At 71.9% G+C, this 20,845-nt stretch carries 20 protein-coding genes; 4 read left to right on the top strand and 16 right to left on the bottom strand.

The genetic code is table 11. The features are described 5' to 3' along the window. Positions 1-18: 18 nt before the first annotated feature. The 11 genes from yajC to pgsA form a co-directional block, all read right to left on the bottom strand. Positions 19-501 carry a preprotein translocase subunit YajC gene (gene yajC / locus V7E46_RS04565; RefSeq protein ID WP_333767196.1) on the bottom strand — a complete coding sequence of 161 codons (483 nt, stop codon included), beginning with the start codon at positions 499-501 and terminating at the stop codon, positions 19-21. A gap of 160 nt (positions 502-661) precedes the next feature. After that, positions 662-1,744: a Holliday junction branch migration DNA helicase RuvB gene (gene ruvB, locus V7E46_RS04560; protein WP_329180713.1), complete on the bottom strand. Its 1,083-nt coding sequence runs from the start codon at positions 1,742-1,744 to the stop codon at positions 662-664. Between the two features lie 64 nt (positions 1,745-1,808). Beyond that, entirely contained in the window at positions 1,809-2,417 is a 609-nt protein-coding gene (gene ruvA / locus V7E46_RS04555) for a Holliday junction branch migration protein RuvA (RefSeq protein WP_329180712.1), read from the bottom strand. Beyond that, positions 2,414-3,052 carry a crossover junction endodeoxyribonuclease RuvC gene (ruvC, locus tag V7E46_RS04550; RefSeq protein WP_333767195.1) on the bottom strand — a complete coding sequence of 213 codons (639 nt, stop codon included), beginning with the start codon at positions 3,050-3,052 and terminating at the stop codon, positions 2,414-2,416. Before ruvC ends, ruvA begins: the two co-directional genes overlap by 4 nt. 137 nt (positions 3,053-3,189) lie before the next feature. Continuing rightward, positions 3,190-3,942 carry a YebC/PmpR family DNA-binding transcriptional regulator gene (locus V7E46_RS04545; protein ID WP_259438807.1) on the bottom strand — a complete coding sequence of 251 codons (753 nt, stop codon included), beginning with the start codon at positions 3,940-3,942 and terminating at the stop codon, positions 3,190-3,192. A gap of 66 nt (positions 3,943-4,008) precedes the next feature. After that, entirely contained in the window at positions 4,009-4,599 is a 591-nt protein-coding gene (gene pdxT / locus V7E46_RS04540) for a pyridoxal 5'-phosphate synthase glutaminase subunit PdxT (protein ID WP_333767194.1), read from the bottom strand. Positions 4,600-4,605: 6 nt separating this feature from the next. Further along, positions 4,606-5,517, bottom strand: a complete 912-nt coding sequence (gene pdxS, locus V7E46_RS04535) for a pyridoxal 5'-phosphate synthase lyase subunit PdxS (protein ID WP_329180703.1) — start codon at positions 5,515-5,517, stop codon at positions 4,606-4,608. A 174-nt stretch (positions 5,518-5,691) separates the two neighbouring features. Continuing rightward, entirely contained in the window at positions 5,692-6,252 is a 561-nt protein-coding gene (locus V7E46_RS04530) for a hypothetical protein (protein WP_333767193.1), read from the bottom strand. 2 nt (positions 6,253-6,254) lie between these two features. Continuing rightward, positions 6,255-7,415: a glycosyltransferase family 4 protein gene (locus tag V7E46_RS04525; RefSeq protein ID WP_333767192.1), complete on the bottom strand. Its 1,161-nt coding sequence runs from the start codon at positions 7,413-7,415 to the stop codon at positions 6,255-6,257. After that, positions 7,412-8,356: a phosphatidylinositol mannoside acyltransferase gene (locus V7E46_RS04520; RefSeq protein WP_333767191.1), complete on the bottom strand. Its 945-nt coding sequence runs from the start codon at positions 8,354-8,356 to the stop codon at positions 7,412-7,414. The genes V7E46_RS04525 and V7E46_RS04520 overlap by 4 nt, the downstream gene beginning before the upstream one ends. Next, complete coding sequence (gene pgsA / locus V7E46_RS04515; RefSeq protein ID WP_333767190.1) at positions 8,353-9,012, bottom strand: phosphatidylinositol phosphate synthase; 660 nt, start codon at positions 9,010-9,012, stop codon at positions 8,353-8,355. Before pgsA ends, V7E46_RS04520 begins: the two co-directional genes overlap by 4 nt. Before the next feature lie 600 nt (positions 9,013-9,612). Between pgsA and V7E46_RS04510 the strand changes: the two genes are divergently transcribed. Further along, complete coding sequence (locus tag V7E46_RS04510; RefSeq protein WP_333767189.1) at positions 9,613-11,262, top strand: hypothetical protein; 1,650 nt, start codon at positions 9,613-9,615, stop codon at positions 11,260-11,262. Between the two features lie 57 nt (positions 11,263-11,319). On the opposite strand, the gene V7E46_RS04505 is transcribed toward V7E46_RS04510, so the two are convergent. Next, the gene (locus tag V7E46_RS04505; protein ID WP_333767188.1) at positions 11,320-11,877 is read right to left on the bottom strand and encodes an HIT family protein; all 558 of its coding nucleotides are present in this window, start codon (positions 11,875-11,877) and stop codon (positions 11,320-11,322) included. 66 nt (positions 11,878-11,943) lie between these two features. Between V7E46_RS04505 and V7E46_RS04500 the strand changes: the two genes are divergently transcribed. Then, the gene (locus V7E46_RS04500; protein WP_333767187.1) at positions 11,944-12,606 is read left to right on the top strand and encodes a potassium channel family protein; all 663 of its coding nucleotides are present in this window, start codon (positions 11,944-11,946) and stop codon (positions 12,604-12,606) included. Positions 12,607-12,634: 28 nt separating this feature from the next. Here the strand turns inward: V7E46_RS04500 and thrS are convergent, their stop codons facing one another. The 3 genes from thrS to V7E46_RS04485 all read right to left on the bottom strand — a co-directional run bounded on the left by thrS (position 12,635) and on the right by V7E46_RS04485 (position 17,600). Then, a complete protein-coding gene (gene thrS, locus V7E46_RS04495; RefSeq protein WP_333767186.1) occupies positions 12,635-14,617 on the bottom strand; it encodes a threonine--tRNA ligase in 1,983 nt (660 codons plus the stop codon). A 212-nt stretch (positions 14,618-14,829) separates the two neighbouring features. After that, positions 14,830-16,050, bottom strand: coding sequence for a PP2C family protein-serine/threonine phosphatase (locus tag V7E46_RS04490; protein WP_333767185.1), 1,221 nt, complete (start codon positions 16,048-16,050; stop codon positions 14,830-14,832). Then, entirely contained in the window at positions 16,047-17,600 is a 1,554-nt protein-coding gene (locus V7E46_RS04485; RefSeq protein ID WP_333767184.1) for a sensor histidine kinase, read from the bottom strand. Before V7E46_RS04485 ends, V7E46_RS04490 begins: the two co-directional genes overlap by 4 nt. A gap of 198 nt (positions 17,601-17,798) precedes the next feature. Between V7E46_RS04485 and V7E46_RS04480 the strand changes: the two genes are divergently transcribed. Together V7E46_RS04480 and V7E46_RS04475 are read left to right on the top strand one after the other, a co-directional pair. Next, positions 17,799-18,647 carry a response regulator gene (locus V7E46_RS04480; RefSeq protein WP_333767183.1) on the top strand — a complete coding sequence of 283 codons (849 nt, stop codon included), beginning with the start codon at positions 17,799-17,801 and terminating at the stop codon, positions 18,645-18,647. A gap of 111 nt (positions 18,648-18,758) precedes the next feature. Next, the gene (locus V7E46_RS04475) at positions 18,759-20,423 is read left to right on the top strand and encodes an APC family permease (RefSeq protein WP_333767182.1); all 1,665 of its coding nucleotides are present in this window, start codon (positions 18,759-18,761) and stop codon (positions 20,421-20,423) included. A gap of 39 nt (positions 20,424-20,462) precedes the next feature. On the opposite strand, the gene V7E46_RS04470 is transcribed toward V7E46_RS04475, so the two are convergent. Beyond that, a complete protein-coding gene (locus V7E46_RS04470) occupies positions 20,463-20,711 on the bottom strand; it encodes a hypothetical protein (protein ID WP_333767181.1) in 249 nt (82 codons plus the stop codon). Between the last annotated feature and the right edge of the window lie 134 nt (positions 20,712-20,845).

The raw sequence follows: 20,845 nt of genomic DNA, 5'->3' as shown, positions 1-20,845 counted from the left end.
GTTGCGCGAACCGGACCCTTACTTGGTGGAGTCGGAGCCGCCCAGCCCCGACTCGTCCTCGGTCTTCTTCAGCTCCACACGGTCCTCACCCGAGTCCTGTGCGTGACCTTCGCCCGTCGCCGCGGTCTCCCCGGTAACCGCGTCGGCGTTCTCGTGCCCCTCGGCCGCGCCGTCCGCGGACCCGGCGTCCGTGCCGTCCTCGTGCTCGGGGTCCTCCGGCTCGATGCCGTGCACGATCCGGTTGAACTCGTCCTCGCTGAGCACGGCGGAGATGGCGCCCTTGGTGAAGTGCGCGTGCACGCCGTCCGTGAGCTCCAGCAGGACCGTCTCCTCGTTGACCTCCTTCACCACGGCGTACATGCCGCCGATGGTGCGGATGCCGGAGCCCGGCTCCATCTTGTTGCGCATCTCCAGGGCCTGGCGCTGCTTGTTCTTGGCCGACCTGGTCATGAGCAGCATGCCGCCGATGAGGATGATGAAGATGAAGATCAGGGGATTCACGGTCTGGACGTTCCTTCGCACGGCCAGCGGGACTGGCCTGGGTTTCGGGATATGAGTGCCGATCCGGAGGAAGGGCGTCGGCGGAGTCTAAGCGCTGCTTCGCCGCTGGAACAACGCCAAGCATGGCACTCAGGTTCCTGAACCGACGAGTACGCCGGTGTCACGAACCGAACAGCCCGGTCTGTCCCGGTCCCGCCCCCGCCCCCGCTCCCCCGGCGTGCTGCGGGGGTACGAGGCCCAGGTGCGTCCATGCCGCGCCGGTGGCCACCCTGCCCCGCGGGGTGCGGGCCAGCAGCCCCTCCCGTACCAGGAAGGGCTCGGCGACCTCTTCCACGGTCTCACGCTCCTCGCCGACCGCGACGGCGAGCGTGGACAGGCCGACCGGGCCGCCGCCGAAAAGCTTCAGCAGGGCGTGCAGCACCGCGCGGTCCAGCCGGTCCAGGCCGCGGGCGTCGACCTCGTAGACCTCAAGGGCCTTGGCCGCGGTCTCCCTGGTGACCAGCCCGTCCGCCCTGACCTGCGCGTAGTCCCGGACCCTGCGCAGCAGCCGGTTGGCGATCCGCGGGGTGCCGCGGGAGCGGCCGGCGATCTCGGCGGCGCCCGCTGTGTCGATCTGCACATCCAGCAGGCCGGCCGAGCGATGAATCACCCTTTCCAGTTCGGCCGGGGCGTAGAACTCCATGTGCCCGGTGAAGCCGAAGCGGTCCCGCAGCGGCGGCGGCAGCAGTCCCGCCCTGGTGGTGGCGCCGACCAGGGTGAAGGGCGGCAGCTCCAGCGGGATCGCGGTGGCGCCCGGGCCCTTGCCGACGATCACGTCGACCCGGAAGTCCTCCATGGCCATGTACAGCATTTCCTCGGCCGGGCGGGACATCCGGTGGATCTCGTCGAGGAAGAGCACCTCGCCCTCGGCGAGCGAGGAAAGGATCGCGGCCAGGTCGCCCGCGTGCTGGATGGCGGGGCCCGAGGTGATCCTTATGGGGGCGCCCATCTCGGCGGCGATGATCATCGACAGGGTCGTCTTGCCCAGGCCCGGTGCGCCGGAGAGCAGGACGTGGTCGGCGGTGCCGCCGCGCTTGCGGGCGGCCTCCAGGACGAGGCCGAGCTGCTCGCGGACCCTCTCCTGGCCGACGAATTCGCCGAGGTCCTTGGGCCGCAGCGCAGCCTCGACGGCCTGGTCCTCGCTGTCCGCCGCGCCGCCGACCAGGCGGTCGGGTGCGGCTTCTGCGGCGTCGTCCCAGTTCATGGATGGTCTCTCGGGTCAGAGCGGTGGCGGTCGGTGGCGGCTCGGGCCGTGGCGGCGGCCGGGGTCAGCGGGTGCGGTTGAGCGACTGCAGGGCGCTGCGCAGCAGGGCGCCGACATTCGGCTCGGCCGCCGCCTCGGCCTGCGGGGTGACGGCGGCGACGGCCTCGTCCGCCTCCCGGGTGGCATAGCCCAGGCCCAGCAGCGCCGCGTGCAGCTGTTCGCGCCAGGACGCGGCGGCCGGGGTGCCGGCCGCACCGCCGCCGGTGCCCAGCGGTGCGCCGAGCCGGTCCTTCAATTCCAGCAGCAGCCGCTGCGCGCCCTTCTTGCCGATACCGGGCACCGCGGTCAGCGCCTTCTCGTCGCCCGCGGCGACCGCGGTCCGCAGCGCGTCGGGCGCGTGCACGGCCAGCATCGTCTGGGCGAGCCGGGGGCCGACCCCGCTCACGGTCTGCAGCAGCTCGAAGACCTGCCGCTCGTCGTCGTCGGAGAAGCCGTAGAGGGTGAGCGAGTCCTCCCTGACCACCAGCGAGGTGGCCAGCCGGGCGGGCCGGCCGATCCGCAGCGCGGCCAGGGTGTTCGGCGCGCACTGCACGGCCATGCCGATGCCGCCGACCTCGATGACGGCGGTGTCGGGGGCGAGTGCGGCGACCTGGCCGCTGACGAAGGCGATCACGTGGCGGACTCCCGGTTGCTTGCGGCGGCGGTGCGGGCGGCCCGGGCGGCGGTGGCCCGGGCCGCGGTGGCGGCGGAAGGCGCGGTACGGGCCGCGGCCACGGCTGCGGCGGCGCGGCCCGCGGCGGACTGCGCGGCGACGGCCTGCCGCAGCCGGTCGGTGGCCGGGCCGCGCCAGATGTGGCAGATGGCCAGCGCCAGGGCGTCGGCGGCGTCCGCGGGCCTGGGCGGCGCGTCCAGCCGCAGCAGCCGGGTGACCATGGCGCCGACCTGCGCCTTGTCGGCCCGGCCGCTGCCGGTGACGGCGGCCTTGACCTCGCTGGGGGTGTGCAGGTGGACCGGCAGTCCGCGGCGGGCGGCGCACAGGATGGCGACGGCGCTGGCCTGTGCGGTGCCCATCACGGTGCGCACATTGTGCTGGCTGAAGACCCGCTCCACGGCGACCACCTCGGGCCGGTGCTCGTCGAGCCAGGCCTCGATGCCCTGCTCGATCAGCACCAGCCGGTCGCCGATCGGCGCGTCGGCCGGGGTCCGCACGACGCCGACGCCGGCCATCGTCAGCGGGCGGCCGGCGGTGCCGTCCACCACGCCGATACCGCACCGGGTCAGACCCGGGTCCACGCCGAGCACCCGCACCGCTCCCCCTCCGCTCGCACCGCTCCCGCACTGCCGTCCGGTCTCACCTGGAGATTAGCCGGTCGCACCGACAACGAGGGCGGGCGCGACGGGGGATGTCCCGCCGGCCCGCCCTCGTACGGCGAGTTGACCGACCGTCAGGCGTCGACCTTCTCCATGACCTCGTCGGAGACGTCGAAGTTGGCGAAGACGTTCTGCACGTCGTCGCTGTCCTCCAGCGCGTCGATCAGTTTGAAGATCTTGCGGGCGCCGTCCTCGTCGAGCTCCACCTGCATGGTGGGCAGGAAGTTGGCGTCCGCCGAGTCGTAGTCGATGCCGGCTTCCTGGAGGGCCTTGCGGACCGGCACCAGGTCGGTGGCCTCGCTGATCACCTCGAAGGACTCGCCGAGGTCGTTGACCTCCTCGGCGCCGGCGTCCAGGACCGCGCCGAGCACGTCGTCCTCGCCCAGCCCGCCCTTGGGGACGATCACCACACCCTTGCGGTTGAACAGGTACGACACCGAGCCGGGGTCGGCCATCGAGCCGCCGTTGCGGGTCATGGCGACGCGGACGTCGGAGGCGGCGCGGTTGCGGTTGTCGGTCAGACACTCGATGAGGACCGCGACCCCGTTGGGGCCGTAGCCCTCGTACATGATCGTCTGGTAGTCGGCGCCGCCCGCCTCAAGGCCGGCACCGCGCTTGACCGCGCTGTCGATGTTCTTGTTGGGGACCGAGCTCTTCTTCGCCTTCTGGATGGCGTCGAAGAGCGTCGGATTGCCGTCGGGGTCGGCGCCACCGGTCCTGGCCGCGACCTCGATGTTCTTGATCAGCTTCGCGAAGAGCTTGCCGCGCTTGGCATCGATCACGGCCTTCTTGTGCTTCGTCGTAGCCCATTTAGAGTGGCCGGACATCCGACAGTCTCCTTCGCGTCACCCATTGCTGTTCTTCGTCGCGCGGTCGATCCTACCGGGATCCGGTCAGGCAGCGGCGCGCACGGCGGCCACGAAGAGTTCATGCACCCGGTGGTCGCCGGTCAGCTCCGGGTGGAATGACGTGGCCATGGCGTTGCCCTGCCGGACCGCGACGATGTGGCCGCCGTACTCGGCGAGCACCTGCGCCTGCGCGCCGACCGACTCGACCCAGGGCGCTCTGATGAAGACGCCCTCGACCGGGCCGCCCTCGACGCCCGCCACCTCGACGCCCGCCTCGAAGGACTCGTTCTGCCGCCCGAAGGCGTTGCGGCGGACGATCATGTCGATACCGCCGAAGGTCTCCTGGCCCGACCTGGGGTCGAGGATCTTGTCGGCGAGCATGATCAGCCCGGCGCAGCTGCCGTAGACCGGCAGGCCTGCGCGGATCGCGGCCCGCAGCGGCTCCATCACCCCGAAGAGCACGGCCAGTTTGGAGATGGTGGTGGACTCGCCGCCCGGTATGACCAGGCCGTCGATCCCCGCCAGCTCCTCGGGGCGGCGGACCGGGCTGGCCGCGGCGTCCGCCGCGGCCAGCGCCGTGAGGTGTTCGCGTACGTCGCCCTGGAGGGCGAGCACGCCGATGGTGGGACGGGGCATCGGTGCTTACCAGCCGCGGTTGGCGTAGTGCTCGGACTCGGGGAGGGTGTCGATGTTGATGCCGACCATGGCCTCGCCGAGGTTGCGGGAGGCGTCCGCGATGACCTTGGGGTCGTCGAAGAAGGTGGTGGCGCGGACTATGGCCGCGGCGCGCTTGGCCGGGTCGCCGGACTTGAAGATGCCGGAGCCGACGAAGACGCCCTCGGCACCGAGCTGACGCATCAGGGCCGCGTCCGCGGGAGTGGCGACACCGCCGGCCGAGAACAGTACGACGGGCAGCTTGCCCAGCTCGGCGACCTCCCTGACCAGCTCGTAAGGGGCGCGCAGGTCCTTGGCCGCCGCGTACAGCTCGTTGTTGTCCAGGCCCTTGAGGCGGGCGATCTCGCCCTTGATCTGCCGCAGGTGGCGGACCGCCTCCACCACGTTGCCGGTGCCGGCCTCGCCCTTGGAGCGGATCATGGCCGCGCCCTCGGCGATCCGGCGCAGCGCCTCACCGAGGTTCGTGGCGCCGCAGACGAAGGGGGTGGTGAAGGCCCACTTGTCGGAGTGGTTGACCTCGTCGGCCGGGGTCAGCACCTCGGACTCGTCGATGTAGTCCACGCCCAGCGCCTGGAGCACCTGGGCCTCGACCACGTGGCCGATCCTGGACTTGGCCATCACCGGGATGGACACGGCGGCGATGATGCCGTCGATCATGTCGGGGTCGGACATCCGGGCCACGCCGCCGTCCTTGCGGATGTCGGCGGGCACCCGCTCCAGCGCCATGACCGCGACGGCTCCGGCGTCCTCGGCGATCCTGGCCTGCTCGGGTGTGACGACGTCCATGATCACACCGCCCTTGAGCTGCTCGGCCATGCCGCGCTTGACGCGCGCGGTGCCGGTCTCGGGGCTGCTTGCGGTGGACGGTGTGGTGGACACGGTGACCTCACTCGCTGGTGAACGGCGGTTGTCGCCCCGGCTTACCACCAGGGCCAATGCCATCTTCCGGCCACGGGGGGCGGCGGAAAAGGGCCAATTCGCCGCGGGTGGCTCCCGTCGGCACCCGTACCGTAGCCCCGGCCGCACCGTCGCGCGTACCGGTCGGCGTACTGCTCACCGGGCGCCCGCGCCCTCCGTGGTCAGCGGCGGAGGCGGCTCGTCGTCCATCTCGAAGGCCGGCGGGAAGGGCGCGTGCCCGGCGAGGCGCAGCCAGCGCACCAGCCGGTGCTCGCGGACGGCGCGGGCGGCGCGGACCGCGTCGTTGTGGAAGCGCCGCGCCATCGGCACCTTGCGCACCGCCTGGGTCAGCTCGCCGATCGCCGCGGTCCCGCCAGGCGCCCCGCGCACCTCGCCGACCGCCTCCAGGTCGGGGAAGACGGCGCGCAGCGCCTGGCTCAGTTCGCTCTCGGCCACTTCCCGCTGGTCGGGCTCGGCCTGCCTGGCGGCGTGCGCGGACTCGTACAGCACGATGGACGCCGCCGGGTCGAGCACCCCGGCGGTCGCCAGCTCCTGCGCGACCGAGGCCCGCCGCAGCAGCTGGGCGTCCAGGGCGGCGCGGGCCGCGTCGATACGGGCGTGCAGCCGGTCCAGGCGCCCCGCAGTCCAGCTCAGGTACAGGCCGACGGCGACGAGCGCCACCGCGATCCAGATGATGGTGGTGGTCACGGGCGGCAAGGCTACCTGCGTGCGGGGCCGAAGAAGCCGCGCAGCCTGGTGCGTTCGTCGGTGGCGACATGGGCGGCGCCGTCGGCGACGGTCTCGTAGACCGACAGGATGTCCGCGCCGACCGACGACCAGTCGAAGCGCCGTACGTGCGCGCGGCCCCGGCCGCTGAGCGCGGTGCGGCGCTCCGGGTCGGCGAGCAGCCGCAGGGCGGCGGTCGCCAGCGCGCCGGCGTCCTCGTTGGCGAACAGCTCCCCCGCCTCGCCCTGCGCGAGCACCTGCGCGAAGGCGTCGAGGTCGCTGGCCAGCACGGGCGCTCCGGCCGACATCGCCTCGACCAGGATGATGCCGAAGGACTCGCCGCCGGTGTTGGGCGCCACGTACAGGTCGACGCTGCGCAGCAGCCGCGCCTTGTCCTCGTCGCTGACCATGCCGAGGAATTCGACCCGGCCGCGCATCGGCTCGGGCAGCGGGGCGACGGCTTCCTCCGCGTCGCCGCGGCCGGCGACCAGCAGCCGGGTCTGCGGGCGCTCGGCGAGGATCGCCGGCAGCGCGCGCATCAGCACCGGCAGGCCCTTGCGGGGCTCGTCGATCCGGCCCATGAAGCCGATGGTGTCGCCCTGCCACTCCTTGCGCGGCTCGGCGCGGGCGAAGAAGCCGACGTCGACGCCGTTGGGGATGACGACCGCGTCGCCGCCCAGGTGCTCGACCAGGGTGCGCCTGGCGTACTCGCTGACCGCGATGCGCGCCCTGATCTTCTCCAGCGCGGGCTGCAGGATCGGGTACGCGGCGATCATCGCCCGCGAGCGCGGGTTGGAGGTGTGGAAGGTGGCCACGATCGGCCCCTGCGCGGCCCAGCAGGCGAGCAGCCCGAGCGAGGGGGAGGTCGGCTCGTGGATGTGGACGACGTCGAAGGCGCCGTCGTGCAGCCAGCGCCTGACCCGGGCGGCGGACAGGAAGCCGAAGTTCAGCCGGGCCACCGAGCCGTTGTAGGGCACCGGGACCGCGCGGCCGGCCGAGACGACGTAGGGCGGCAGCGGGGTCTCGTCGTCGGCGGGCGCCAGTACGGAGACGTGGTGGCCGAGCGCGACCAGGTGCTCGGCGAGGTCCCTGATGTGGAACTGGACCCCGCCGGGGACGTCCCAGGAGTACGGGCAGACGATCCCGATCCTCACGCTGTCCCCGTTCCGGTGCGGTCGGCCGCCGCGGGCGGCGGACTGTCGGCCGCCCGGGGAGCCAGGTCGGCCAGCCAGAGCCGCTGCAGCATGTGCCAGTCCTGCGGGTGCTCGGCGATCCCGGAGGCGTACGCGTCGGCGAGCGCCTGCGTCATCACGGCGGTGCGCTCGGCGCGGTTCCCGCTGTCGGGCACCGCGACCGGCGGGTGCACCCGGCCCTGCATCACGGGTGAGTCGTCGTACCACAGGGTGACCGGCAGCAGCAGTGCGCCGGTCTGCTGGGCGAGCAGCGCGGGTCCGGCCGGCATCCGGGTCTTCTCGCCGAAGAAGTCGACCTCGACGCCGGACGCGGACAGGTCGCGGTCGGCGACCAGGCAGACCAGGCCGCCGTCGCGCAGCCGGCGGGCCAGGGTGCCGAACGCGCTGCCCCCGGTGTGCGGCAGCACCTCCATGCCGAGGCCTTCGCGGTAGGCGACGAAGCGGTCGTAGAGCGACTCGGGCTTGAGGCGCTCGGCGACGGTGGCGAAGGGCGTCTCCAGCTTGGTGGTGACCCAGACGCCCGCCAGGTCCCAGTTGGCCATGTGCGGCAGCGCGAGGACGACCCCGTTGCCCGCCGCGAGGCCGCCGGTCAGGTAGTGCACGTCGGCGGGTTCGAAGCCGGCCCTGACCCGGTCCCTGCTCCAGGCCGGCAGCCGGAAGGACTCCATCCAGTACCGCAGGTAGGAGCGCATGCCGGCCCTGGACAGCTCGCGCAGCCGCGCCTGGTCGGCGTCCGGCACCACCCGGGCCAGATTGGACTCCAGCCGCTGCACCCCCTTGCCGCGCCGCCGCCAGGCCGCGTCGGCGACGGTGCGGCCCAGTGCGCGGGCCGCGGGTTCCGGCAGCGTCTTGACCGCGCCCCAGCCCGCTCCGTACAGGCTGTCGATCAGGCGCTCCTTCACACGCCGCTCCTCTGCTCGGCCAGTGCCGCGTCCGCCTCCGCGGACTCCCGGCGCACGGTCACCACCCGCTGGATCAGGGTGACCAGGCTGCCCGCGGCGACCGCCCACAGCGCGATCGGCAGCAGGTACTGGATGCCGGGCACGCCGAATTTGTGCAGCCCGGAGAAGCCGCACAGCACCAGCGTGACGACCAGCCGTTCGGCGCGCTCGACCAGGCCGTTGACGTTGACGGGCAGGCCGATGGCCTCGCCGCGGGCCTTGGTGTACGACACGACCTGGCCGCTGGCCAGGCAGAAGATGGCCACCGCGCACAGCGCGAGGTTGTCGCCCCTGCCCGCGTACCACATGGCCAGGCCGCCGAAGATGCCCGCGTCGGCGACCCGGTCGAGGGTGGAGTCCAGGAAGGCGCCCCAGCGGCTGGAGACGCCGGCCTGCCGGGCCATGTTGCCGTCGACGAGGTCGGAGAACACGAACAGGGTGATGACGACGGTGCCCCAGAAGAACTCGCCCCTGGGGTAGAAGACCAGCGCACCTGCCATCACTCCCGCGGTGCCGATCAGGGTCACCGTGTCGGGACTGACCCCCTTGCGCAGGAGAAATGAGGCGAACGGCGTGAGAACACGCGTGAAGAACGCACGCGCGTACTTGTTCAGCATGGCCTTCCCGACGGGTCGGAGGATGTGATCGCGGCGGCCCCGAGACCGCCGCCGGATGGCCCATCGTAGCCAGCCGCCGCGCGGCCGGAGCGCCAGGCACCGCCGGGGCCGCCGCCGCCGGTCGAACAGCGGGCCGCGCCGACCGGCCATGTCACCACGTATGGACGCGACCTGGCGGTCACGGGAGGGTCGGAAGACCGCGGGCGCCGTCGAGGCCGCCTCGCCTGTACGCGGTCTCCCGGGACGCCTTCGCGGGCCTTCCGCCGGGCCGGCGCGGGGGCCTCCGGCAAGGCCTGTGCGAAGGCTGGGCGGGACCTGGGGGGGGGGGGGCCCCCCCCCGGGGGCCCCCACATTTACCGACCAAAGGCGGCTCCACGCACCTTGCGNCCCCCCCCCCCCCCCCCCCCCCCCCCCCCCCCCCCCCCCCCCCCCCCCCCCACGGGGGTATGCACATTGACGGACGATCGGCGGCTCACGGCACCTGCGGGCCGCTGCGCCGCTAATCTGGTGACTGCTCCGAACGTGTGATGCGTGCTCCGGCGGGGAATGGGCCGGTCGGAGCCGCGTGGTGGCGGGCGTAACGGCGGACTGGGGGCTTCGGTGACGGACGGGTTCGATTTCAGCCCGGGGGCGCAGGTCCCGCTGACGGGCACCGACGGCGAGACCGGCGCCACGCAGGCGCTGGCGTCCGCGGCCTACCGCGACTCGCCGGTCGCCGCGCTGATAGCCATCAACGAGGCGGCCTCGGCCAAGCCGCCGAGGCTCTCGCTCTTCGAGCCCAACCTCGGCGAGGCCTTCGCCCGCGCCGTACAGGTCCGCATGCTCGGCGGTGCCCGCAATCAGCTCGTGCAGTCCTTCGGCGTGGAGCCGCAGACCGTCGTCGAGCACTGCCTGGCCGCCAACCGCATCCGGCAGGAGCGCGACACCAAGCTGACCGTGCTCATGGGCGCGTTCGGGGTGCTCTTCCTGCCCGGTGTGCTGCTCTGGCTCGGCGCCTTCCAGCTGCGCAGGTCGCTGGCCAGCCTCAAGGCGAGCGGCAACCGCTACGGCGCCCTGGGCGGCGCCGTCATCGCCGTCATGGTCGTACTGGCCGCGCTGTTCGCGATCAAGCCGCCTTTCTCCGGCTTCTGGCAGCAGTATTTCCGGGTGATGATGATCGCCCCGGTCATCGGCTGGTTCTGGGCCAAGCGGATCTGCGAGCACACCGCGAAGGACCTGCGCGACCGCTGGGGCGGCCTGGTCGCCGGGTCCGGGGTCGGCGCCAAGATCCCCGAGGCGGTCCCCCGCAACCCCAACCAGGTGCGTGCCGAGACCCTGCGGCAGTCGCTGGTGAAGCTCTCGGCGGAGCAGCGCAGCAATGTCGTCTTCTACGCGGGCCCCAAGGGCATATTGGGCATGGGCAGCCGCTGGGGCGCCTGGCACATGGCCGAGGAGCTGATCCCCGCGGAGGGTGTCACCGACATCAACCCCTTCCGCAGCTGGGACGTGATCCGGGCGATCCACGACCGGCTGCGCATGCTGGAGCGCACCCCGCTGCACACCGGCGGCTTCACCAAGCCGTCGATACGGCACTGGGTGGTGGTCCCCGTGGGTGAGGGCGCCGGCAGCATCTCCCGCCCGACAGGACCCGAGGTCGACGGCTTCACCGTCAAGGACTTCGAGGTCCAGCGGATCTGCAACACCCAGCAGTTCGGCAAGGGCAACCGGCACTACCTGGGCATCCAGTTCACCCTGTGGGAGGGCAACCTCGTCATCACGCTGATGGTGACCGTGACGGTGCTCGCCCACACCCTGCGGGTGGACGTCACCGCGCACGCGCTCGGCCCGGTGAACTCGCTGTTCACCTCGGGGCCGCCCGGCAAGTCCAAGACGGTCAGCAAGTCGGTCAAGTTCTGGGAGACCAGGACCGTCCAGCTGCCGCTGATCGACTCGGGCGAGGTGGTCAGGCTCGCCGCCCGGGCGCCGCTGACCTGGTTCCCCTCCGTCCTCGACCACCTCGGCGGCACCCTGTCGCTGCCCGAGCCGTTCGGGCTGCGCCACACCTGGGTGGACAAGCCGTGGCCGCACCGCTTCATGGCCGACGACGCGCTGCGTACGGCGACGCCGGTGCTGCGGGCGGTGCACGCCGCCGCGATCCAGGTCATGGCGGAGAACGGCGTGGACACCTCGCACTTCAGCAGCCGCTCGATGGCGCTCAGCGGCCAGGTCCAGAGCGCGGAGCCCAAGAAGGCCGACGCGTACGACGCCTAGACGCTGGCGGCTCCGCCGTCGCCGGCCGGGGGTTCCCGGCCGGCCGCGGCGCGGCGGTCAGTGCGGCCAGGCGTCCGCGAGCATCTTGCGGGTGTCGGCGAGCAGTTGCGGCAGCACTTTGGTGGCGCCGACGACCGGCATGAAGTTCACGTCGCCGCCCCAGCGCGGCACCACGTGCTGGTGCAGGTGGGCGGCGATCCCGGCGCCGGCCGCCCCGCCCTGGTTCATCCCGATGTTGAAGCCCTGCGCCCCCGAGGCGGCCCGCAGCGCGGTCATCGCCCGCTTGGTCAGCTCGGCCAGCTCCACGGTCTCCGCCGGGTCCAGCTCGGTGTAGTCCGCGACATGGCGGTACGGGACCACCATCAGATGCCCGCTGTTGTACGGGTAGAGGTTCAGCACCGCGTAGACGTGCGCGCCGCGGCTGATGACGAGCCCGTCCTCGTCCGACTCGGCCGGGATCTCGCAGAAGGGGCACCCGTCACCGGCGCCGGGACCTGTGGGCTTGTTCTCGCCCTGTATGTACGCCATGCGGTGCGGGGTCCACAGCCGCTGGAAGGCGTCCGGTACCCCCGCTCCCTGCCCGTGTTCCGGCTCACTCGTCATGCGGATCAGCATAGGACTTCGACCGCCCGGAGCGTGTCGCCGGGCCTGCCGCCGGGGGCGTACCGAGATCCTGGCCGGATGGACGACGACGGAGGCCGGCTGACCCGGTGGGAGAACCGCAGCGAGATCCCGCTGTTCCTGATGTCGCTGCTCTACCTCGGCGCCTACGCGGCGCATGTGCTGACCCCCGGGCTGCCCTCGGCCTGGCACGCGGTGCTGCTGGGCCTGCTGGGCTTCGCCTGGGCCGTCTTCCTGGTGGACTACCTGCACCGGCTGCGGCTGGCCGGCCGCCGTTTCGGCCCCCGCTATGTGCGCGACCACCTGCTCGACACCGTCGTCCTGCTGCTGCCGCTGCTGCGCCCGCTGCGCGTGGTGCACCTCTACGAGGTCCTCCAGCGCCGCCGCGAGGAACCGCGGCTGAGCCTGTACGCCCGGGTGATCGCGTACGCGGGCATGACGGCGGTGCTGATCGGCTTCTCCGGGGCGCTCGCGGTCTACCAGCAGGAGCGGTACGCCCCCGGGGCGACCATCCGCACCTTCGGCGACGCCACCTGGTGGACCTGCGAGACGCTCACCACGGTCGGCTACGGCGATGTCACCCCGGTCACCCCGCTCGGCCGGGTCATCGCGGCCTTCCTGATGGTGATGGGCCTGGCCCTGCTGGGCGCGGTGACCGGCTCCTTCTCCTCCTGGCTCTACCAGGTGTTCGCCCGCGAGGGCGAGCTGCCCCCGGGCCGCTGAGGCACGGGGGCAGCTGTCGGGCCGGCGGTCAGACCTGGACCCGGCGCTCCACGACGTCGACCAGCTTGGCCAGCGCCTGGTCGCGCGGGACGCCGTTCTCCTGCGAGCCGTCGCGGTAGCGGAAGGAGACCGTGCCGTTGGTCATGTCCTCGTCGCCGACGATGATCATGAACGGCACCTTCAGCTTCTGGTGCGTGCGGATCTTCTTCTGCATCCGGTCCGAGGACGCGTCCACCTCGACCCGCAGCCCGCGGCGCTTGGCCTCACCGGCGAATTCCCGCAGATACGGCACATGCGCGTCGCCGATGGGGATGCCGACCGCCTGCACCGGGGCGAGCCAGGCGGGGAAGGCGCCCGCGTAGTGCTCCAGCAGCACCGCGAAGAACCGCTCGATCGAGCCGAACAGCGCCCGGTGGATCATGACGGGGCGCTGCCGGGAGCCGTCCGGAGCGGTGTACTGCAGGTCGAAGCGCTCGGGCAGGTTGAAGTCGAGCTGCACGGTCGACATCTGCCAGCTGCGGCCGATCGCGTCCCGGGTCTGGACGGAGATCTTCGGCCCGTAGAAGGCGGCGCCGCCCGGGTCGGGGACCAGCGGCAGGCCCTGCTTCTCGGCCACCCGGCGCAGGGTCTCGGTGGCCTCCTCCCACGCCTCGTCCGAGCCGACGTACTTCTCCGGGTCCTTGGTGGACAGCTCCAGGTAGAAGTCGGTGAGCCCGTAGTCCCGCAGCAGGTTGAGCACGAAGGTCAGCGTCGAGTCCAGCTCGTCGGCCATCTGCTCCTTGGTGCAGTAGATGTGAGCGTCGTCCTGGGTGAAGCCGCGCGCGCGGGTCAGGCCGTGCACGACGCCGGACTTCTCGTAGCGGTAGACGGTGCCGAACTCGAAGAGCCGCAGCGGCAGTTCGCGGTAGGAACGGCCGCGCGCGTCGAAGATCAGGTTGTGCATCGGGCAGTTCATGGGCTTGAGGTAGTAGTCCGTGCCCTCGTCCAGCTGCATGGGCGGGTACATGCCGTCGGCGTACCAGTCCAGGTGCCCGGAGATCTCGAACAGCGTGCCCTTGGTGGCGTGCGGGGTGTAGACGAACTCGTACCCCTCCTCCTCGTGCCGGCGGCGCGAGTAGTCCTCCATGACCCGGCGGATGATGCCGCCCCTGGGGTGGAAGACGGCCAGGCCCGAGCCGATCTGCTCGGGGATGGAGAAGAGGTCCAGCTCGGAGCCGAGCTTGCGGTGGTCGCGCTTGGCGGCCTCCTCCAGGAAGTCCAGATGCGCCTTGAGCTCTTCCTTGGTGGGCCACGCGGTGCCGTAGATCCGCTGGAGCATCGGGTTCTTCTCGCTGCCCCGCCAGTAGGCGGCGGCATTGCGCATCAGCTTGAACGCCGGGATGTTGCGGGTGGTCGGCAGGTGCGGGCCGCGGCAGAGGTCCTTCCAGCACAGCTCGCCGGACTTCGCGTCCAGGTTGTCGTAGATGGTCAGCTCGCCTGCGCCCACCTCGACGTCGGCGCCGTCCTCGCTGGTGGCCGAGGAGCCCTTGAGGCCGATCAGCTCCAGTTTGTACGGCTCGGCGGCCAGTTCGTCGCGGGCCTGCTCGTCGGTGACGACCCGGCGCGAGAAGCGCTGGCCGCGCTTCTGGATCTCCTGCATCTTCCGCTCGATGGCCTTGAGGTCGTCGGGGTGGAAGGGCTTGTCGACGTCGAAGTCGTAGTAGAAGCCGTCCTTGACCGGCGGCCCGATGCCCAGCTTGGCCTCGGGGAACAGCTCCTGCACGGCCTGCGCCATGACGTGCGCGGTGGAGTGCCGCAGGATGTTCAGCCCGTCCTCGCTGGTGATGTCGACCGGCTCGATCTCGTCGCCGTCCGCCACCGCGGCGGCCAGGTCCCTGAGGTCGCCGCCGATCCGGGCGGCGACCACCGAGCGCTCCCCCTGGAACAGCTCGGCCGCGGTCGTGCCCGTCGTGACCGTCCGCTCTTCCGGTTCGGCGGAATCGCGTTTGATGATCACACGGAGGTCTGACACCGGTCTGCTCCTGACTGAGGCCGTACGGGGCTGTGCGGCGAGCGGTCGCCGCACGGTGAATCGTACCGAGCCGGGAGGTCCGCCCGCGAAGGCCGTGGCGGAGCCTGTGGACAACTCGGCGATTCCGGCGGCCCGGAGCCCCGGGCCGCCGCTGCGGCGCCCCCGGTCTCCTCAGGCAGGCACCGCGGGCGGCCGCCCCGCCGCGCTCCGCGTCACCGGCTCCTGGGCGCCGGGACGCGGTGGGCGAAGTCCCAGGTCAGCAGCAGTACGGCGATGTCGTCCAGGTGGCGGCCCGCGTCGAGGTCGCGGGTGACGCTGGTCAGATGGTCGATGAGGTCCTGGCCGTGCGCGGAGGGAGCCGCCCCGATGACCGAGATCAGTCCGTCCGTGCCGAGCCGGTCGGGACCGCTGCCCGCGTGCCCCTCGGTCAGGCCGTCGGTGTGCAGCAGCAGCGCGCCCGCCGCGGGGAGCTTGACCGGTGTGGTGTGCCAGTCCTCGGTGCCCGGCAGCAGGCCGAGCGCGATGCCGGGCCGGGAGTCCACCGGGGTCGCGGTCCCGGCCTCGACCAGCAGGGGCGTCTCGTGGCCCGCGAGGGTGATGTCGGCCCGGCCCGCGGCGGGATCGATGGAGAGCGTCGCGACGGTGGCGAACATCGCCGAGTAGGTGCGCTCGGCGACCAGGATCCGCTCCATGAGGGCGAGCAGCTCGCCGTTCCGGTGGCCGCCGAGGATCAGGGTGCGCCAGGCGATGCGCAGGCACACCCCGATCGCGGCCTCGTCCGGCCCGTGGCCGCTGACGTCCCCTATGACGGCGTGGACCGTGCCGTCCGCGGTCTCCACGACGTCGAGGAAGTCCCCGGCCAGCAGCGCCCCGGCGCGGCCGGGCAGATAGCAGGACGTCGGGACGACCGGTGAGCCCGCGGTGAGCATCGGCACCGGCAGCAGTCCCCGCTCCAGGCGCCGGTTCTCCTGCGCCCGCTGCTGGTTGACCCGCAGCTGCGCGGCGGTCTGCTCGGCCTGCTTGCGGTGGACGGCGTAGCGGACCGCGCGGTCCAGGAGTTCGCCGTTGACCGATCCCTTGACCAGGTAGTCCTGCGCGCCCGAGGCCACGGCCTCGGGTCCCGCGTGGTCCTCGGCAAGTCCGGTCAGCACGATGACGGCGGCCGGCGGGCACGCGGCCTGCATCCGGCGTACCGCGCCGAGGCCCATGGCGTCGGGCAGGTGCAGGTCGAGCAGGACGCAGTCGGGTGTCCTGCGGGCCGCTTCGGCCATGCCGTCGGCGAGATTCTGCACCCAGTGCAGATCGACCGCCAGCGTGGTGTCGGCGAGATACTCCTCGACCAGCAGCGCGTCCCCGGCGTCGTCCTCGATGAGCAGGATCCGGAGTCGGGTATCGCCCGGCGCGTACGCCGGATCGAATTCTGCCTGCTTCACCGCTGGGTCTCCTCGGCCACGGCGGCGACCGCGGCTGGCGCCGAACCTGGCAGTGTGAAGGTGATACGAGTTCCGGGGCTGTGTTCGGGATCGATCCCGATGGTCCCGCCGTGGAATTCGACGATCTTCTTACAGAGTGCCAGGCCGATGCCGTTGCCGGGGTAGCTCTCCCGGGTGTGCAGCCGCTGGAAGATGACGAAGACCTGCTCGGCGAACTCGGGCGAGATGCCGATGCCGTTGTCGACCACCGCGAAGTGCCACAGGCCGTCGTCCTCGTCGTAGCCGGCGGTCAGCCGGACCTGCGGCGTGCGGTCCGGGCTGCGGAATTTGATCGCGTTGGACAGCAGGTTCTGGAAGAGCATCCCCAGCTGGGTGGGGTCGCCGGTGACCTCGGGCAGCGGGTCGTGGCTCAGCTCTGTGCCGGAGTCCTCCGCCGCCATGCTCAGGACGTCGGCGGTGCGTTTGAACAGCGCCTCCAGGTCCACCGAGGACGACTCGGTGTGCAGCCGCCCGACCCGGGAGAAGGCCAGCAGGTCGTTGATGAGGGTCTGCATCCGGTTGGCGCCGTCGACCGCGAAGCCGATGTACTGCCCGGCGCGGTCGTCGAGCTGCTCGGCGTAGCGGCGCTGGAGCAGCTGGCAGAAGCTGGCGACCTTGCGCAGCGGTTCCTGGAGGTCGTGCGAGGCCACGTAGGCGAACTGCTCCAGCTCGGCGTTCGACCGGCGCAGATCGGTGGCCTGCTCGTCGAGCTGGAGCCGGGCCCTGTCGGTGAACTCCAGTTCGTGCACCAGCCGGCCGCGCATCGACTCCACGTCGGCGGCGAGCTGCCGCAGGTCGGCCGGGCCCATGGGGTCGACCGGGTGGTCGAACCGTCCGGCGGCGACCAGGCGCACGTCGCTCGACAGGTGTTCGAGGGGCCGGGTGACGCCCCGGCGCAGTCCGGCGAAGACCGCGGCGGTCAGCGCCAGGATCACGCCGGCGATCAGCACGAAGATCCAGTTGCGCAGGACCCCGGTGGAGCGCAGGTCGGCGCGGGAGTGGTCGCGGTGGCGCTGGAGGGTCTGCTGGAGGTGCGCGGAGGCCTCGCGGACGCTGTCGAAGTCGCGTTTGCCCTCGTCGGCGCGCTGCGCGGCCAGGGCGACCGGGGCGCCGGACGGTGCGGTGGCCACCGGGCGGCCCACCCGCTGCTGCCACTGCTCCATGCGCCGGTCGAGTTCGTCCAGGTCGGCGACGGCGGCACGGTTGCCGCCGATCAGGGCGCGCAGCTGTCCGGTGTACTTGCGCTGATTGTCGGCACCGGTGTGGTACGGGCTGAGGAAGATCGACTGGCCGGCCAGCCCGTAGCCCCGTACACCGGTCTCCTGATCGGTCAGCGCGCCTTCCAGCCGTACCGCGGCGACGAGCGCCGGGGTGTCGACATCGATCACCCGGCCGGACAGGGTCGAGGAGCGGGCCAGCACCCAGCCGCCCGCCGCGCCGAGCGCCAGCAGCACCACCAGGGCCGCGGCCACACCGGTCGACAGCCAGCGCCGCGTCGTCCAGCCCGCCATCGGCGTCCTCCCCTCATTTCCGGGGGTCTGCCCTCGTGTCCTGCCTGCCATCGCCATCACACCCCCTCACGCACGTGCCCCCTGCCAAACGGCGGGACGACCCCGGCGTTTCTCACCGCGGCCCGCTTCGGCCGCGCCATCGTACCCGCAGGACAACACTGGTTGTCAGGCGCACAGGCGACTGCATATAGTCCAGTGGTGTCCGGCAAGCCTCCCACTCTCCACAGCGGCCACGACCAGCTCAGTTCGCTCGCCGAGCAGGCGGTGGACGATCTTGCGCGGTGGCTTGCCACCGAGGCTCTGCACGACCGGCAGACCCCCCATCCAGGCTCAGGACAGGGTACGCCGCCCCGCGGCGGGAGCCCGTCGGACGAACGCGCCGCGGAGGCGCTCGCCCGGCTCCAGGCGCTGTCCTACATCCTGCGTGCGGTTGAGAGCCGCGCCACACACGCCGCCTCCGCCGCCGCCCTCGGCGGCGCCACCTATCCCGATCTCGGGCGGGCCTGGGGCATCACGCGCCAGGGCGCCCGCCGACGCTGGCCAGGACTGGTCTTCACCGCACGACCGCCCTCCCGTCCGATCCCCGCCCAGAGCAACAGGAGCACCACAGTGAACGCCCTTGTACCCCACCGCGCTTACCACGTGCTCCTCGTCGAGGACGACCCCGCCGACGCGCTGCTGATCGAGGAGGCCCTGACCGACCGCGGTATCGCCCGCGCCATCGGGCGGGCCGACGACGGCGTCGAGGCGCTGGAGTACCTGCGCTCCCCGGCCAACCCGCGGCCCGACCTGATCGTGCTCGACCTGAACATGCCGCGGATGAACGGCCGTGAGCTGCTCGCCGTCCTCAAGGAGGACGACGACCTGTGCACCATCCCCGTTGTGGTGCTCACCACCTCGGCCACCCCGGCCGACGTGAGCGCGGCCTACCAGCGGCACGCCAACGCGTACGTGACCAAGCCGGTCAATCTGGACGACTTCCTGCAGTCGGTCCGCAGCATCGACCAGTTCTTCCTGGAGACGGCGACCATTCCGCAGCAGGAGTAAGTCCTCGCCGCCGCCCCCGGCATGCCCGGCAGATCTCCGGGCAGGCCGCCAGGTGAAGGCAGCGCAGGCCGTCCGGCGGCCCGCGGCCTGCACGGCGGGAAGGGGGAACGCATGACGACGGTGTCAGGGCGTACGGAGGGGTCGGCGGGCGGGTCGCCGGAAGGCGCCCCCAGGCTGCGCCGGGACATGGGCAGGGTCAGCCTGCTCTTTGCCGGTGTCGGCTCGATCATCGGTTCCGGCTGGCTTTTCGGCGCCCTCAACGCGGCGAAGGTGGCCGGTCCCGCGTCGATCTTCTCCTGGGCGATCGCGGCGGTCATGATCCTGCTGATCGGCCTGTGCTTCGCCGAACTCGGCACGATGTTCCCGGTCTCGGGCGGTGTGGTGCGCTTCCCGCACCTGTCCTTCGGCTCCTTCGCCAGCTACACCATGGGGTGGATCACCTGGGTCGCCGCGGCCACCGTGGCACCCATCGAGGTGGAGGGCGCGCTCCAGTACGCGACCCGGTGGGCGCACTTCACCGACCACCACGCGTCGGGGGCGTACACGCTGACCGGCCTGGGGTACGCGGTCGCGGTCGTGGCCATGGCCTTCTTCGTGGCGCTGAACTACTTCGGCATCCGCTGGTTCGCGCGGGTCAACAATGTGCTGGTGTGGTGGAAGCTGGGGATCATCCTGCTGGTGATCGCGGCCTTCCTGATCACCGCCTTCCACGGCCACAACTTCACCGCGTCCCAGTACGGCGGATTCGCGCCCGGCGGCGCCAAGGGCGTCTTCACCGCCATCTCGACGGCCGGCATCACCTTCTCCTTCCTCGGCTTCCGGCAGGCGGTGGAGCTGGCGGGCGAGACGGACAACCCGCGGCGCAATGTGCCGTTCGCGATCATCGGCTCCGTGCTGCTGACCGCCGTGATCTACATCATGCTGGAGGTCGCCTTCCTGGGCTCGGTGCCCGGGCACGACCTGGCGTCCTCGGGCGGCTGGCTGAACCTGGAGTTCGCCGACGACTTCGGCCCGCTCGCGGCCATCGCCAGCGCCATCGGCCTCGGATGGCTGGCGTATCTGCTGTACGCCGACGCGGTGATCTCCCCGGCCGACACCGGCCTGATCTACACGACGGTCACAGCCCGTATCTCGTACGCCATGGCCCGCAACGGCAACGCGCCCCAGGTCCTGGCGAGCACCACCAGGCGGGGGGCGCCGCTGGTCAGCCTGGTGGTGACGTTCGTGCTCGGCCTGGTGGTCTTCCTGCCCTTCCCCAGCTGGCAGCAGCTTGTCGGCTTCATCACGTCCGCGACGGTGCTGTCCTTCGGCTCGGGGCCGCTGGTGCTGGCCGCGATGCGCCGCCAGATACCCGACCACGAGCGGCCCTTCAAGGTGCCCGGCGGCGACCTGATCCCCTTCCTGGGGCTGTACTCCGCGAACCTGATCGTCTACTGGGCCGGCTGGAACACCAACTGGAAGCTGTTCGCGACCATAGGCATCGGCTTCGTGCTGCTCGTGGTCCTGGAGCTGGCCGCCCGGGGCACGAGCCCGCAGCTGGACTGGAAGGCGGGCGCGACCTGGACGCTGCCCTGGCTCGGCGGCCTGGCCCTGACCAGCTGGGCCGGCGACTACGACGGCGGGCGCGGCTGGATCGGCCTCGGCTGGGGCTTCGTGGTCAATCTCGCGCTGGCCGCGGCCGTCTACCTGCTGGCCCTGCGGTGCCGGCTGCCGGAACACCGGGTGCGCGACCACATCGAGCAGGCCACGGCCGAGGCGAGCAACGAGGCGGTCTGACCCCGGTGCGGCGGTCGGCGGACGGGCGTTCACCGGTTGTCATTTCCCCGCCCATTGATAGGAGTTCGACCGGACGCCGTCCGCGACCACCCAATAGGCCCCGTGGGCGTCCATCGGGAAGGCGCCGAATTCGCAGGTCCCGTCGTCCTTGACGGAGACGGATTTCTGGCCCGCGGGACCGCCGGAGGCGCTGGTGTCGGTGTACACGGAGACCGTCACCTCCGCGCCCGGCGCGAAACCGGCCAGCTTGATGTTCAGCTCATTGCCGTGCCCCCGGTCGATGGCCACGCTCCTGGAATCCGGCCGCTCCGGGGCCGCCGGTGCGGGAACGGCCTGACGCGGCGGGGCAGGCGAAGGAGCGGGGGTCCGTGCCGGGGGCGGCGCAACGGAAGTCCGGTCCGGCGGCGGGGGCAGTACGACGC

The sequence above is a fragment of the Streptomyces sp. IBSBF 2435 genome (assembly GCF_036815005.1).
Lineage (GTDB): Bacteria > Actinomycetota > Actinomycetes > Streptomycetales > Streptomycetaceae > Actinacidiphila.
This window is presented reverse-complemented; position numbering and strand designations above follow the sequence as displayed.

Excerpts from the sequence above, each read along its gene's own strand:
- V7E46_RS04500 (WP_333767187.1), top strand. The coding sequence starts at position 11,944 with ATGGACGACGACGGAGGCCGGCTGACCCGGTGGGAGAACCGCAGCGAG.
- pgsA (WP_333767190.1), bottom strand. The coding sequence starts at position 9,012 with ATGCTGAACAAGTACGCGCGTGCGTTCTTCACGCGTGTTCTCACGCCG.
- pdxT (WP_333767194.1), bottom strand. The coding sequence starts at position 4,599 with ATGCCCCGTCCCACCATCGGCGTGCTCGCCCTCCAGGGCGACGTACGC.
- V7E46_RS04485 (WP_333767184.1), bottom strand. The coding sequence starts at position 17,600 with ATGGCGGGCTGGACGACGCGGCGCTGGCTGTCGACCGGTGTGGCCGCG.
- V7E46_RS04505 (WP_333767188.1), bottom strand. The coding sequence starts at position 11,877 with ATGCTGATCCGCATGACGAGTGAGCCGGAACACGGGCAGGGAGCGGGG.
- V7E46_RS04475 (WP_333767182.1), top strand. The coding sequence starts at position 18,759 with ATGACGACGGTGTCAGGGCGTACGGAGGGGTCGGCGGGCGGGTCGCCG.
- V7E46_RS04545 (WP_259438807.1), bottom strand. The coding sequence starts at position 3,942 with ATGTCCGGCCACTCTAAATGGGCTACGACGAAGCACAAGAAGGCCGTG.
- ruvB (WP_329180713.1), bottom strand. The coding sequence starts at position 1,744 with ATGAACTGGGACGACGCCGCAGAAGCCGCACCCGACCGCCTGGTCGGC.